This is a genomic window from Actinomadura sp. ATCC 39365, from assembly GCF_054392275.1.
Genome location: NZ_CP184335.1, coordinates 8,667,596 through 8,680,466 on the forward strand (window position 1 = coordinate 8,667,596; position 12,871 = coordinate 8,680,466).

The 12,871-nt window shown below is 72.1% G+C and carries 8 protein-coding genes; 1 reads left to right on the forward strand and 7 read right to left on the reverse strand.

Features of this window, described 5'->3' with window-relative positions:
- Window positions 1-33 precede the first annotated feature (33 nt).
- From ACNF49_RS41870 to gltB, 3 genes are all read right to left on the reverse strand, one after another.
- Window positions 34-615, reverse strand: coding sequence for a TetR/AcrR family transcriptional regulator (locus ACNF49_RS41870; RefSeq protein WP_482941228.1), 582 nt, complete (start codon window positions 613-615; stop codon window positions 34-36).
- 102 nt (window positions 616-717) lie between these two features.
- Window positions 718-2,196, reverse strand: coding sequence for a glutamate synthase subunit beta (locus ACNF49_RS41875; RefSeq protein ID WP_482941229.1), 1,479 nt, complete (start codon window positions 2,194-2,196; stop codon window positions 718-720).
- 13 nt (window positions 2,197-2,209) lie between these two features.
- Window positions 2,210-6,715, reverse strand: a complete 4,506-nt coding sequence (gene gltB / locus ACNF49_RS41880) for a glutamate synthase large subunit (RefSeq protein ID WP_482941230.1) — start codon at window positions 6,713-6,715, stop codon at window positions 2,210-2,212.
- A 312-nt stretch (window positions 6,716-7,027) separates the two neighbouring features.
- Between gltB and ACNF49_RS41885 the strand changes: the two genes are divergently transcribed.
- Entirely contained in the window at window positions 7,028-8,509 is a 1,482-nt protein-coding gene (locus ACNF49_RS41885) for a bis-aminopropyl spermidine synthase family protein (RefSeq protein WP_482941231.1), read from the forward strand.
- A gap of 100 nt (window positions 8,510-8,609) precedes the next feature.
- Here the strand turns inward: ACNF49_RS41885 and ACNF49_RS41890 are convergent, their stop codons facing one another.
- The 4 genes from ACNF49_RS41890 to lgt all read right to left on the reverse strand — a co-directional run bounded on the left by ACNF49_RS41890 (window position 8,610) and on the right by lgt (window position 12,796).
- Window positions 8,610-9,200 carry a hypothetical protein gene (locus ACNF49_RS41890; protein WP_482941232.1) on the reverse strand — a complete coding sequence of 197 codons (591 nt, stop codon included), beginning with the start codon at window positions 9,198-9,200 and terminating at the stop codon, window positions 8,610-8,612.
- Window positions 9,201-9,261: 61 nt separating this feature from the next.
- Window positions 9,262-10,269: a hypothetical protein gene (locus ACNF49_RS41895; RefSeq protein WP_482941233.1), complete on the reverse strand. Its 1,008-nt coding sequence runs from the start codon at window positions 10,267-10,269 to the stop codon at window positions 9,262-9,264.
- An 872-nt stretch (window positions 10,270-11,141) separates the two neighbouring features.
- Window positions 11,142-11,846, reverse strand: a complete 705-nt coding sequence (locus tag ACNF49_RS41900) for a VIT1/CCC1 transporter family protein (protein ID WP_357993584.1) — start codon at window positions 11,844-11,846, stop codon at window positions 11,142-11,144.
- On the reverse strand, window positions 11,843-12,796 hold the full coding sequence (gene lgt, locus ACNF49_RS41905; RefSeq protein ID WP_482941234.1) for a prolipoprotein diacylglyceryl transferase: 954 nt from the start codon (window positions 12,794-12,796) through the stop codon (window positions 11,843-11,845). The genes ACNF49_RS41900 and lgt overlap by 4 nt, the downstream gene beginning before the upstream one ends.
- Window positions 12,797-12,871: the final 75 nt, after the last annotated feature.

Genomic DNA, 12,871 nt, shown 5'->3' on the forward strand with positions numbered 1-12,871 from the left:
TGCCACCCCGATCGCCGCTTTTCTTCGGATGTGTCAGAGTCCGCGTTCGAGCAGCGCGAACGCCTCGTCGAGCAGTTCTTCGACCGGCTTGTCCGTGGCGGCCGACTCCTGGATGGCGGAGATCATCGCGCCGAATGTCGCGATGAGCAGCATCCGGGCGTGGATGCCGCTGGTCACTCCGGGCCGGGCCCGCACGGCGCCGAGGACCGTCTCCATGATCTGGGTCTGGTCGACGGCGCGCGCCCTGGCGGCCAGCTCGGGATAACGGTTGTTGAGCTCCATGAACGGCTGCATGGTGTCCCAGATCGGGCGCACCCGCACGGCGAGCTCCCGGGCCACCGCCTTGAGCGACCGGAAGGCGGGCTCACCGGCCGGACGGTCGGCGAGCATGGCGACGATGTCGTCCGGCCGCCAGACCGGCTCCATGACGAGCGCCTCCTCCTTGGAGGCGAAGTAGTTGAAGAACGTGCGGGGCGAGATGTCGGCCGCCGCGCTGATGGCCTCGACGGTCACGGCGTCGAGGCCGTCGTCGAGCGCCAGCCGCACCGCGGCCAGCCGGATGGCCTGCCGCTTCTCGGCCCGGCGGCGCTCACGGCGCTGTTCCGGACTCTCCATGTGTTGCACTCTACGCAGCATTTGCACACTCTGCAAGTCTTGCAGAGTGTGCAAATGACGAAGGGCCCCGGAGCCTTCCGGCTTCGGGGCCCTTCGCGCAGGTCAGACCAGCGGACGCGCCGTCGGCAGGATCGCGTACGGCAGCGCCGTCTCCCCGCTCAGGTATCGGTCGACGCCCGAGGCGGCCGAACGGCCCTCGGCGATGGCCCACACGATGAGCGACTGCCCGCGGCCCATGTCACCGGCCACGAACACGCCCTCCACCTTCGACATGTACGTCTTGTCCCGGGCGACGTTGCCGCGGGCGTCGTAGAAGCCCTCGCCCGCGACCTCGGCCAGGTCCTCCAGCAGGGCGCCCTTCTCCGGCCCGAGGAAGCCCATGGACAGCGTGATCAGCTCGGCCGGGATCTCCCGCTCGGTGCCGGGGATCGGCTTGAAGCCGTTCTGCGGCCCCTCGACCTCGACCAGGCGCAGCGCCCTGACGTTGCCCTCGGCGTCGCCGACGAACTCGGTGGTGGAGACCGCGTAGACGCGCTTCCCGCCGCCGTCGGCCAGCTCCTCGTGCGCGCTCTCCATCTTGAACAGGATGGGGAACGTCGGCCACGGCTGGCTGCCGGGCCGGGACGCGGGCGGCTGCGGCATGATCTCCAGCTGGGTCACCGACGCGGCGCCCTGCCTGATCGCGGTGCCGATGCAGTCGGCCCCGGTGTCGCCGCCGCCGATCACCACGACGTGCTTGCCCTCGGCCGAGATCGGCGCGACCTCGTAGTCGCCCTCCTGGACCTTGTTGGCCGGCGGCAGGTACTCCATCGCCTGGTGGACGCCCTTGAGGTCGCGCCCGGCGACCGGCAGGTCACGCCACTGGGTGGCGCCGCCCGACAGCACCACCGCGTCGAACTGCTCGCGCAGCTCGGCCGCGGTGACGTCGACGCCGACGTCGACGCCGGTGCGGAACCTGGTGCCCTCGGCCCGCATCTGCTCCAGGCGCCGCTCGATGTGGCGCTTCTCCATCTTGAACTCGGGGATGCCGTACCGCAGCAGGCCGCCGATGCGGTCGGCGCGTTCGAACACCACCACGTCGTGCCCGGCCCTGGTGAGCTGCTGGGCGGCGGCCAGGCCCGCGGGGCCCGAGCCGACGACGGCCACCTTCTTGCCGGTGCGCACCCGCGGCGGCTGCGGGGTCACCCAGCCCTCGGCGAACGCGCGGTCGATGATCTCGACCTCGACCCGCTTGATCGCCACCGGGTCGGAGTTGATGCCGAGCACGCACGCCGCCTCGCACGGAGCCGGGCAGAGCCTGCCGGTGAACTCCGGGAAGTTGTTCGTGGCGTGCAGCCGCTCGATCGCCTCGCGCCAGTCGGTGCGGTGGACGAGGTCGTTCCACTCGGGGATGAGGTTCCCGAGCGGGCAGCCGTTGTGGCAGAACGGGATGCCGCAGTCCATGCAGCGGGCCGCCTGCCTGGTCAGCTTCTCCTGCGGGAAGTCCTGGTAGACCTCCCGCCAGTCGCTGATGCGGACGTCGACCGGGCGGCGCGCCGGCAGCTCCCGCTCGTGCGTGAGAAAACCCTTGGGGTCAGCCATCGAGTACGCCTCCCTAGCCCTGAACCGCAGCCGCCATGACGGCCTCGTCGATGTCCCTGCCTTCGGCGCGGGCGGCCTCGGCGGCCTCCAGCACCCTCTTGTAGTCGGTCGGCATGATCTTGCCGAACCGGGCGAGCGCGGCGTCCCAGTCGGCCAGCAGCTGCTTGGCCACCGGGGACGCGGTCTCGGCGAAGTGCTTCTCGACCGTCTCCTTGAGGAACTCGGCGTCCTGCTCGGACAGCGTCTCGATGGCGACCATCTCCCGGTTGACCCGCTCGGGCCGCAGGTCGAGCAGGTACGCCACGCCGCCGGACATGCCGGCCGCGAAGTTGCGCCCGGTCGGCCCGAGCACGACCACCCGGCCGCCGGTCATGTACTCGCACCCGTGGTCGCCCACACCCTCGACGACCGCCGTGGCGCCGGAGTTGCGGACGCAGAACCGCTCGCCGACCACCCCGCGGACGAACACCTCGCCGGACGTGGCGCCGTACAGGGCGACGTTGCCGGCGATGATGTGCCCGTCGAGCGGCGCCTCCTCGTGCGGCCGGACGGTGATCCGCCCGCCCGACAGGCCCTTGCCGAGGTAGTCGTTGGCGTCGCCGGTCAGGCGCAGCGTGATCCCGCGGGGCACGAACGCGCCGAAGGAGTTGCCCGCCGAGCCGGTGAAGCCGATGTCGATGGTGTTCTCGGGCAGGCCCTCGCCGCCGTACCGCTTGGTCACCTGGTAGCCGAGCATGGTGCCGACCGTGCGGTTGACGTTGCGGATGGGCAGCTCCAGCGTGACCGGGGTGCCCTCGTTGAGCGCGCCCTCGGCGAGCTGGATCAGGGTGTTGTCGAGAGCGTGCTCCAGGCCGTGGTCCTGCTCGACGGTGCGCCGCTTGGGCGTGCCCGCGGGCAGGTCGGGCTGGTGCAGGATCGGCGACAGGTCGAGCCCGCCGGCCTTCCAGTGGTTCTCGGCGGCCGTGGTGTCGAGCATCTCGACGTGCCCGATCGCCTCGTCGAGCGAGCGGAAGCCCAGCTCGGCCAGGTATTCGCGGATCTCCTGGGCGATGAACTCGAAGAAGTTGACCACGAACTCGGGCTTGCCGCTGAAGCGCTTGCGCAGCTCGGGGTTCTGCGTGGCGACGCCCACCGGGCAGGTGTCGAGGTGGCAGACCCGCATCATCACGCAGCCGGAGACGACCAGCGGAGCGGTGGCGAAGCCGTACTCCTCGGCGCCCAGCAGGGCGGCGATGACGACGTCGCGGCCGGTCTTGAGCTGGCCGTCCACCTGCACGACGATGCGGTCGCGCAGGTCGTTCAGCAGCAGCGTCTGCTGGGTCTCGGCCAGGCCGAGCTCCCAGGGCGCGCCCGCGTGCTTGAGCGAGGTCAGCGGCGAGGCGCCGGTGCCGCCGTCGTGGCCGGAGATGAGCACCACGTCGGCGTGCGCCTTGGACACGCCCGCCGCGACCGTGCCGACGCCGACCTCGGCGACCAGCTTCACGTGGACCCTGGCCTCCGGGTTGGAGTTCTTCAGGTCGTGGATGAGCTGGGCCAGGTCCTCGATCGAGTAGATGTCGTGGTGCGGCGGCGGCGAGATGAGGCCGACGCCGGGCGTGGAGTGGCGGGTCTTGGCGATCCACGGGTAGACCTTGTGGCCGGGGAGCTGGCCGCCCTCGCCGGGCTTGGCCCCCTGGGCCATCTTGATCTGCAGGTCGGCCGCGTTGACCAGGTACTCGCTGGTGACGCCGAACCGGCCGGAGGCGACCTGCTTGATCGCCGACCTGCGGGTGGCGTCGTACAGGCGCTCGGGGTCCTCGCCGCCCTCGCCGGTGTTGGACTTGCCGCCGAGCCGGTTCATCGCGATGGCGAGCGTCTCGTGCGCCTCCATCGAGATCGAGCCGTACGACATCGCGCCCGTGGAGAAGCGCTTGACGATGCTCTCGACCGGCTCGACCTCGTCGATCGGGATCGACTGCCCCTTGCGCAGCTTGAACAGGCCGCGCAGGGTCATCAGCCGCTCGGCCTGGGAGTCCACGAGGCTCGTGTACTCCTTGAAGATCTCGTAGCGGCGGGTCCTGGTGGCGTGCTGCAGCTTGAAGACGGTCTCGGGGTTGAACAGGTGCGGCTCGCCCTCGCGCCGCCACTGGTACTCGCCGCCGACCTGGAGCCTGCGGTGGGCGTTCTCCGCCCGCGGGTAGGCGTGGCGGTGGCGCTGGGCGGTCTCCTCGGCCAGCACGTCGAAGCCGACGCCGCCCAGGCGGGACGTCGTGCCGGTGAAGCAGGCGTCGATGACCTCCTGGCTCAGGCCGAGCGCCTCGAAGATCTGCGCGCCGGTGTAGGAGGCCACCGTGGACACGCCCATCTTGGACATGACCTTGATGACGCCCTTGCCGTACGCCTTGATCAGGTTGCGCACGGCCTTGTGCTTGCCGATCTGCAGCACACCGGTGTCGACCAGGTCCTCGACGGTCTCGATCGCCAGGTACGGGTTGACCGCGCCGGCGCCGTAGCCGATGAGCAGCGCCATGTGGTGGCACTCGCGGGCCTCGCCGGTCTCGATGACCAGCCCGATCTTGGTCCGGGTCTTCTCCTGGATCAGGTGGTGGTGCACCGCGCCGGTGAGCAGCAACGACGGGATCGGGGCGAGCGCGTCGGAGGAGCCGCGGTCGGACAGCACGATGATCCGCGCGCCGTTCGCGATGGCCCTGGACGCCTCGGCCCTGATCTCCGCCAGGCGGCCGAGCAGCGCCTGGCCGCCGCCCGCGACCTCGTACAGGCCGCTGATGACGTGCGGGTGGAAGCCCGGCAGGTCGTGCTCGTCGTTGATGTGGATGATCTTGGCGAGCTCGTCGTTGTCGATCACCGGGTACGGCAGCACGAGCTGGCGGCAGGAGGTCGGGCCCGGGTCGAGCAGGTTGCCCTCGGGGCCGAGCACGCTGGCCAGCGAGGTGACCAGCTCCTCCCGGATGGCGTCCAGCGGCGGGTTGGTGACCTGCGCGAACAGCTGCGTGAAGTAGTCGAACAGCAGCCGCGGCTTCTCGCTCAGCACCGCGACCGGCGTGTCGGTGCCCATCGAGCCGATCGGCTCGGCACCGCTCCTGGCCATCGGCGACAGGATGATCCGCAGCTCTTCCTCGGTGTAGCCGAAGGTCTGCTGCCGCTTGACCAGCGCCTCGTGCGTGGGGATCTCCCGCTGCCGGGCGGGCAGCTCCTCGAACCTGACCAGCCCGGCGTGCAGCCACTCCTCGTACGGGAGCGCGGCGGCCAGCTCGGCCTTGATCTCGTCGTCCTCGATGATCTTGCCGCGGGCGGTGTCGATGAGGAACATGCGGCCCGGCTGCAGGCGGCCCTTGCGGACGACGTCCTCGGGCGCGAAGTCCAGCACGCCGGCCTCCGAGGCCAGCACGACCAGCCCGTCGGCGGTCACCCAGAAACGCCCGGGACGCAGCCCGTTGCGGTCGAGCACGGCCCCGGCCAGGGTGCCGTCGGTGAACGTGATGGAGGCCGGGCCGTCCCACGCCTCCATCAGGGAGGAGTGGAACTCGTAGAAGGCGCGGCGCGCCGGATCCATCTCGGTGTGGTTCTCCCACGCCTCGGGGATCATCATCAGCACCGCGTGCGGCAGGCTCCGGCCGCCGATGTGCAGCAGCTCCAGGGCCTCGTCGAAACTGGCGGTGTCGCTGCCGTCGGGGTCGCAGATCGGGAAGAGCCGCGAGATGTCGCCCGGGATGTGGGCCGATGCCAGCATCGCCTCGCGGGCCCGCATCCAGTTGCGGTTGCCCTTGACCGTGTTGATCTCGCCGTTGTGCGCCACGTACCGGTAGGGGTGGGCCAGCGGCCAGCTCGGGAAGGTGTTGGTGGAGAAGCGCGAGTGCACCAGCGCGATCGCGCTCTCGTAACGCTCGTCGCTCAGGTCGGGGAAGAACGGCTCCACCTGGTCGGGCGTGAGCATCCCCTTGTAGACCACCGTGCGGGCCGACAGCGAGGGGAAGTAGACGTCCGCCTCGTGCTCGGACCGCTTGCGCAGGCAGAAGGCCAGCCGGTCGAGGTCGAGGCCCTGCTCGCCGCCGGGGCTCGACACGAAGAGCTGGGCGAAGTGCGGCATGACGGCGCGGGCGCTCGGGCCCGGCAGGGCGCGGTCGACGGGGACGTCCCGCCAGCCCAGCACCGTGAGGCCCTCCTCGGCCGCGATCTCCTCGATCAGGCCGGTGGCGACGCCCCTGGCCTGCTCGTCGGCCGGCAGGAAGGCGATGCCGGTCGCGTACGCGCCGGCCTCGGGCAGCGCGAACGGCACGCTCGCGCGGTAGAACCCATCGGGGATCTGCGTCAGGATCCCGGCTCCGTCGCCGGTGTCCGGCTCGCTACCCTTGGCTCCCCTGTGATCGAGATTGCACAACGCCGTCAACGCCTTGACCACGATCGTGTGCCCACGGCGTCCGGCGACGTCGGCAACCATGGCGACACCGCAGGCATCATGCTCGTTGGCGGGGTGGTAGAGGCCCTGAGGCTCGGGGAATCCGAGGTGGGCAGCAGGCATTGAATCCCTCCCGTCGTCTTCGTCTGTCAAGAACTGCTCTACAGGCGGGGACGACGTTGGCCCTGCTGCATATCGTGGGTAGAGATTACCGCACGATGCCGGAATGGTGCCCGCCACGTCCGCATTGCGAACATTGCGCACGGTTCCAGCATCCGAACCTCCCATCCCAAACCCCGGACCGGGCCATCAGAATTCCCAGGTCACGCCCCTGTTGCCCCATGGCTCTCACAGACCACTGAAGCTCCTCCCGAACGGGCCCTGGCCGCTCGGCGGGCGGCCGGAGCCGGGCCCGCCCCTCGATAGGGTTGGCCCATGGATCGTGACGGGGTGGAGCGCCTGCTGGCCGAGGCGGGCGTCGACGGCAGGCGGCTGCGGCACGCCCTCACCCTCCTGTGCGACGGCCAGTGGTGGGCCCTGGGCGGCCTGGTCAGGGAGACCGCCACCTCCAGGCGGACGATCGAGGCCCTGCTGCGCGAGGTGCGCCTGGAGCGCTCGGGCGAGAAGTTCCGGGTGCCGGCCGGCGACACGCCCGCCTACCAGGACCTGCTGGCCATGGCGTCGCCGCCCGAAGACCCGGTGGCCCACCTGCTCCCCCACTACCCCGGCGTGCTCGAACGCCTCACCGCGCTGGTCGCGGGCGCGCCGCGGGCCCGTCACGTGCTCGACCACGTCTCGGCCACGCCGGAGACGGCGTTGCGGCGCGCGCTGCTGCTCGGGGCGCGCTACTGGCTGCCCGGAGCGCGGCTGCTGTGCGTCGGCGACCACGACCTGACCTCGCTGGCCGTCAAGCTGGTCCATCCCGAGACCGACGTCACGGTGGTCGACGTCGACGAGCGCATCCTGGCCTACATCGACGAGCAGGAGCTCGGGGTCCGCACGCGCTGGGCCGACCTGCGGCTCGGGCTGCCGGCCTCGGCGCGGGAGCACGACCTGGCGTTCACCGACCCGCCCTACACGCCGGAGGGGATCGGGCTGTTCACGGCGCGCGCCCTGGAGGGGCTGAAGGACGACGGGCGGGTGCTGGTGGCGTACGGGGCCAGCGAGCGCACGCCGATGCTGGCCTTCAAGGTCCAGCAGGCGTTGTCGGAGCTCAACCTCGCCTACGAGGCGATCTATCCGGATTTCAATCGCTATTTCGGGGCGGAGGCGATCGGCTCGGCGGCCGACCTCTACCTGCTGCGTCCCACGACCAAGACCCGCCCGGCGGTCAATGCCCGGCTGGGCCGTCAGGCCACGGCCATCTACACCCAGGGCCCCCAGTCGGTCGAGGCGGCCCCGGCGGCGTTCCCGGCGCCCGACCTGGCCGGGTTCGAGGCCGACCTGCTGGTGGGCGAGTGGCCCAAGGAGCTCCCCCAGCCCCGGGTGCGGCTGGCGACCTGGCTGGCCAAGCCGTACGCGGCGGCCGTCGAGCGGGTGGCCGTCGCGCTGCCGCCAGGGCTGGAGGCGGCGCTCCCCCGCGTGCTGCTCGCCACCCGCGCCGCGCACGTACGCGTGTGGGGGGCCGACCTGCCGCCCCTGCCCGAGGCGCTGACCGCCGTCTACGAGTTCCGCCGGACGGGCGGGGCGCTCGACGCCGTACGCCGCCCGCAACCCGCCGGTGCGGCCGACGCGGTGCTGCGCCGGATCCTCGACAACGGCCACGCCAAACTCGCCAACACCTGGCGGGAGGCCCTCATCGCGGTGGCCCGCGACCAGGGCACGGCGCTCACCAAGAACGAGGCCCGCACGCTCATCCGCCAGACGGCTCCCTGGTCCGACGACCTGACCCCGCTGGAAGCCCCCTCCACCGCCTGACCGGGCTCCCCACCGCCGTCTCCACCACCGTCACCGCCCTCACCACCACGACCCCCTGACCCCGCAATGCCCCCGGCCCCGGAATCGGTGTCACGGGCGGTCAGGTGGCGGCGAGGATGCGGTTCTGGACCACGCGGCCGAGACCGTCGAGGGCGACCAGTGCCGTGACCAGGCCGTCGGCGGAGACCGTGCCGCCCGCCCAGCTCACCGTCACGTAGTGGCCCATGGCACGCGCCTGGGCACGGCTGCGGGCGGCGTCGAACGCGGCGTCCTGCCGCACGAAGCCGTCCTTGCCCAGCGCCGCCACCAGGGCGTCGGCCGCGCGCCCGTCAGGCAGGTTGAAGATGGCGAACTGCCCGGCCAGCCCGTCGCCCTCGTACGCCGCCGCCAGCACCTGCGTGCACCCGGACGCCGACGCTCCCCACAGGACCTCGTCGCAGTCGGCGTGCTCCTGCGTGGAGACCCGCCGCAGCGAGCCGAGCGTCTTCGTCTCGGCGGTGAAGACCTCCTGCGCGGTCAGCGGCGCGGCGTCGGCCTGCCGGGAGTCGACGGCCGCGTAGAAGGCCGAGGTGGGCTCGCCCCGGAAGGCGGCCGGCCGCGGCTCCCCCGGACGCAGCCACAACCACCCGGCCACGGCGACCGCCAGCACTCCCACGGCCACCCCCGCCACCACGACGACACGACGGGACATCACGCGACCGCCTCCCGGGACATGACGACTGCTCTCCTGATCGCGACCGTCGGAGACGACGTCACGAGGCCGGGCCCGTGATCGCGACGACCCGGCGGTAGACGGACTTCTCGGCGCCGCGCAGGGCCAGCGTGACGGAGACGAAGTCGTCCCGGGCGGTGGGGTCGAGGCCGTCGGTCTTGCCGAGCCAGACGAGGCCGACGTAGTGGCCGAGCGCGTAGCCGCCGCCCTCGGAGTAGCCGCCCGCCGGGAAGGCCGCCTTGGACGAGGTCAACGGCCGTACCCAGCCGCCCCGGTAGAGGGTCTTCAGGGATTCGACCAGGTCGCCGGCCGACTGGCCGTCCTTGAGGTTGAGCAGCGTGTACTGGCCGACGTAGCGGCCGTCGGAGCTGACGTACAGGCCGCGGGCCGCCTGGAGGCAGTCGGCTTCGGACACCTTCTCCAGCAGGGCCGTGCCCCACAGGGCGGCCGAGCAGTCGGCGTCGATGCGCTTGGCGGCGAGCTTGAGCGTGAGCTTCTTGGAGACCGCGAGCTCGCTCTGCCCGAACACCTCCTTGTCGGTGAGCTCCCGGCTGTCCTTGGCCCGGTCGGCCAGGGAGGCGAACAGCTTGGGCGAGCTCCAGCCCTGGTAGGACATGGGCATGGCGGCGTCCGGCCCGAGGACGGCGGCGTTGGCCTCCCGCTCAGGGGTGTATTCGCCGAGCGAGCCGACGACCGCCACGAGCCCCGCCGCGCCCGCGACGACGCCGATGACCGTGGCGATGATGACGATCAGCCGCTGCTGCTCCGGACGCAGGCCCCACTCGGTGAGCACCGGGAACTGCCAGTCGGAGCGCGGTGTGCGACGCCGCTTGCGCGACCCGGAGCCGGTCGGGAACTCGGCGGACTCCCTGGTCCTTCCGGACTCCGCGGACGATCCCGACACCCCGAACCCGGCGAAACCCTCAGATCCGTCGTCGTGCCCGCCACCGTCCGTGGGGGCGCTGCGGCGTCCCGGCCGGGACTGCTCGCCGCCGCCGGTGGCCGCGCTGCGACGGCCCGTACGGGCGGCCTCCGCCAGGTCGTCCATGCTCGCGGCCCAGACCGCGTCGTCGTTGTCCGAGGCCCGCCTTCTCCCGCGAGCCGTCTCCCCACCGTCGTGGGCACGTCTCCCCCGGGACGCCTCTCCGCCCTCCTGGGCACGCCTGCCCCGGCCGGACTCCGTGCCTGTCTGGGTGCCTGCCTGGGAACGTCTGCCCCGCTGGGAACGTCTGCCGCGCGGTGCCTCGGCGTCGTCGGCGGGCGCGGGCGTCCCAGGCCCAGCGGGCTGCGCGGCCCAATCCGACCCCTGCGATCCGGACCCAGCGGACCACTGCGCGCCGGACCCCTGAGAGCCGGGACCAGCAGGCCACTGCGCATTCGGCCCCTGAGAGGCGGCGGGACCAGCTGGCCACTGCGCATCCGAGCCCTGGGAGCCGGAACGAGCCGCCCACTGCGCGTCGGAGCCCTGCGGGGCGGGGTGAGAGGGCCAGGCGGCGTCGGTGCCCTGGGGAGCGGACGGGCGGGGGGCCCAGCCCGCGTCGGGGAGCTGTTGGGGGCGGGCGGCGCGGCGGGCCGCCCAGAGGTCCTGTCCGCCGTCGCCGCCGGCCGTCGGCTGCTCGGGCGCCGGGGCCTCGGCGGCGCGTGCGGCGGAACGGCGACGAGCCCTCCCGGACCCCGCGCCACGCCCGCCACGCGAACCACCGGCTCGCCCGCCGCCGCCGGCCCCACCAGAAGCGCCGGAAGCACCGGGGGCGCCAGGAGCACCGGGCGCGCCGGGAGCAGCGCCGGAATGCCCGGAACCGTCATAGGCCCCGGGAGCACCGCCATACCCGCCGGAAGCGCCGCCGGAGCCGAAGGTGCCGCCGGTGCCCGGAGTGTGGTCGCCGGCGCCGGAGGAGTCGCCGGAGCGTCGTCCCGATCTCACAGTCCCGACGCCCCGATCAGGTTGCCCAGCCCGTACGTGATGCCCGCGGCCACCGCGCCCACCACGAGCTGACGCAACCCCGAGTACCACCAGCTGCGCGCCGTCACGGCGGACACCAGCGCGCCCGCCCCGAACAACGCCGCGCACGACACCACGGCCGACAAGGTAAGCCCCTCGACTCCGAACAGGTACGGCAGGAGCGGCAGCACCGCCCCCACACTGAACGACAGGAACGACGACACGGCCGCCACCTTCGGCGAGGGCAGCGCGCCGGGAACGACACCCAGCTCGTTCTGGGTGTGGACCTCAAGGGCCCGCTCGGGATTGCGGGAGATCTGCCCGGCCACCGCCGCGGCGAGGTCGGGCTCCACCCCCTTGTCCACGAACGACTGAGCCAGCTCGGCCAGCTCGGCCTCCGGGTTGCCGGCGAGCTCCCGCTGCTCCACGGCGATCTCGGCCTGGGCCAGTTCGCGCTGGCTGGCCACGGAGACGTACTCGCCGCCCGCCATGGACAGGGCCCCGGCCGCCAGCCCGGCCACGCCGCTGAGGGCGACGACCTTGGTGCTGGCGGTGCCGCCCGCGACGCCGGCGATGAGCGCGAAGTTCGACACCAGGCCGTCCATCGCGCCGAACACCGAGGGCCGCAACCAGCCCCCGCTGACGTCGCGATGACGATGGTGGATCTCCGCGCCGCCGGTCATCGCGGGTTCTTCTCCTTCGTCGCGGCGTCGTCGTCCGCGTCGTCGTCCGCGTCGGTGCCGGAGGGTTCGGCGGGCTCGGCCGAGTCGGCCGGACCGTCGCCCTCCTCGGAACGATCGGCAGGTTCGGCCGCCACGACGGCCGGCGCGTCGGACGAGCCGGGATCGGCCTGGCCGCTCTCGTGCGCCGGGTCCACCGTCAGGTCGAGCGGCACGACCCGCTCCTCGGTGTCCTTGTTCCTGGTCACCCAGAGGTAGACCAGCGCGCCGACGAACAGCACGATGGACGTCCACTGGTTGAGCCGCAGGCCGAGGAAGGTCACCGCGTGGTCGACCCCGCCGACCGGGTCGATGCGCAGGCCCTCGATCCAGAAGCGGCCCAGCGTGTAACCGGCGACGTAGAGGGCGAACAGCCGCCCGTGCCGCAGCGTGAACCGCTTGCCCGCCAGGATGAGCAGGAAGCCGAGCGCGACGTCCCACAACGACTCGTACAGGAAGGTCGGGTGGTACAGGACGCCCGGCTCGCCGCCGTGGTCGACGTCGATCTCCAGGCCCCACGGCAGCGTGGTCGGGCCGCCGTAGAGCTCCTGGTTGAACCAGTTGCCCCAGCGGCCGATGGCCTGCGCGAAGGCGATGCCCGGCGCGACCGTGTCGGCGACGGCGCTCATGGAGATGCCGCGCTTGCGCACGGCCCACCACACGCCGACGCCGCCGAGCGCGATCGCGCCCCAGATGCCGAGCCCGCCCTCCCAGATGAACAGGGCCTGGTACGGCTCCTTGATCGCACGGCTGCCGAAGTAGGTCTGCCAGTCGGTGATGACGTGGTAGAGCCGGCCGCCGATCAGACCGAAGATCACCGCGGGGACGGCGATGTCGATGATCGTCCCCTTCTGGCCGCCGCGGGCGACCCAGCGCCGCTCGCTCAGCCAGACGGCGACGACGACGCCGAGCACGATGCACAGTGCATAGGCCCGGATCGGGATGATTCCGAGATACCAGACCCCCTGGGAAGGGCTGGGAATCGAGGC

Excerpts from the sequence above, each read along its gene's own strand:
- ACNF49_RS41870 (WP_482941228.1), bottom strand. The coding sequence starts at position 615 with ATGGAGAGTCCGGAACAGCGCCGTGAGCGCCGCCGGGCCGAGAAGCGG.
- ACNF49_RS41875 (WP_482941229.1), bottom strand. The coding sequence starts at position 2,196 with ATGGCTGACCCCAAGGGTTTTCTCACGCACGAGCGGGAGCTGCCGGCG.
- gltB (WP_482941230.1), bottom strand. The coding sequence starts at position 6,715 with ATGCCTGCTGCCCACCTCGGATTCCCCGAGCCTCAGGGCCTCTACCAC.
- ACNF49_RS41885 (WP_482941231.1), top strand. The coding sequence starts at position 7,028 with ATGGATCGTGACGGGGTGGAGCGCCTGCTGGCCGAGGCGGGCGTCGAC.
- ACNF49_RS41890 (WP_482941232.1), bottom strand. The coding sequence starts at position 9,200 with ATGTCCCGTCGTGTCGTCGTGGTGGCGGGGGTGGCCGTGGGAGTGCTG.
- ACNF49_RS41895 (WP_482941233.1), bottom strand. The coding sequence starts at position 10,269 with ATGGACGACCTGGCGGAGGCCGCCCGTACGGGCCGTCGCAGCGCGGCC.
- ACNF49_RS41900 (WP_357993584.1), bottom strand. The coding sequence starts at position 11,846 with ATGACCGGCGGCGCGGAGATCCACCATCGTCATCGCGACGTCAGCGGG.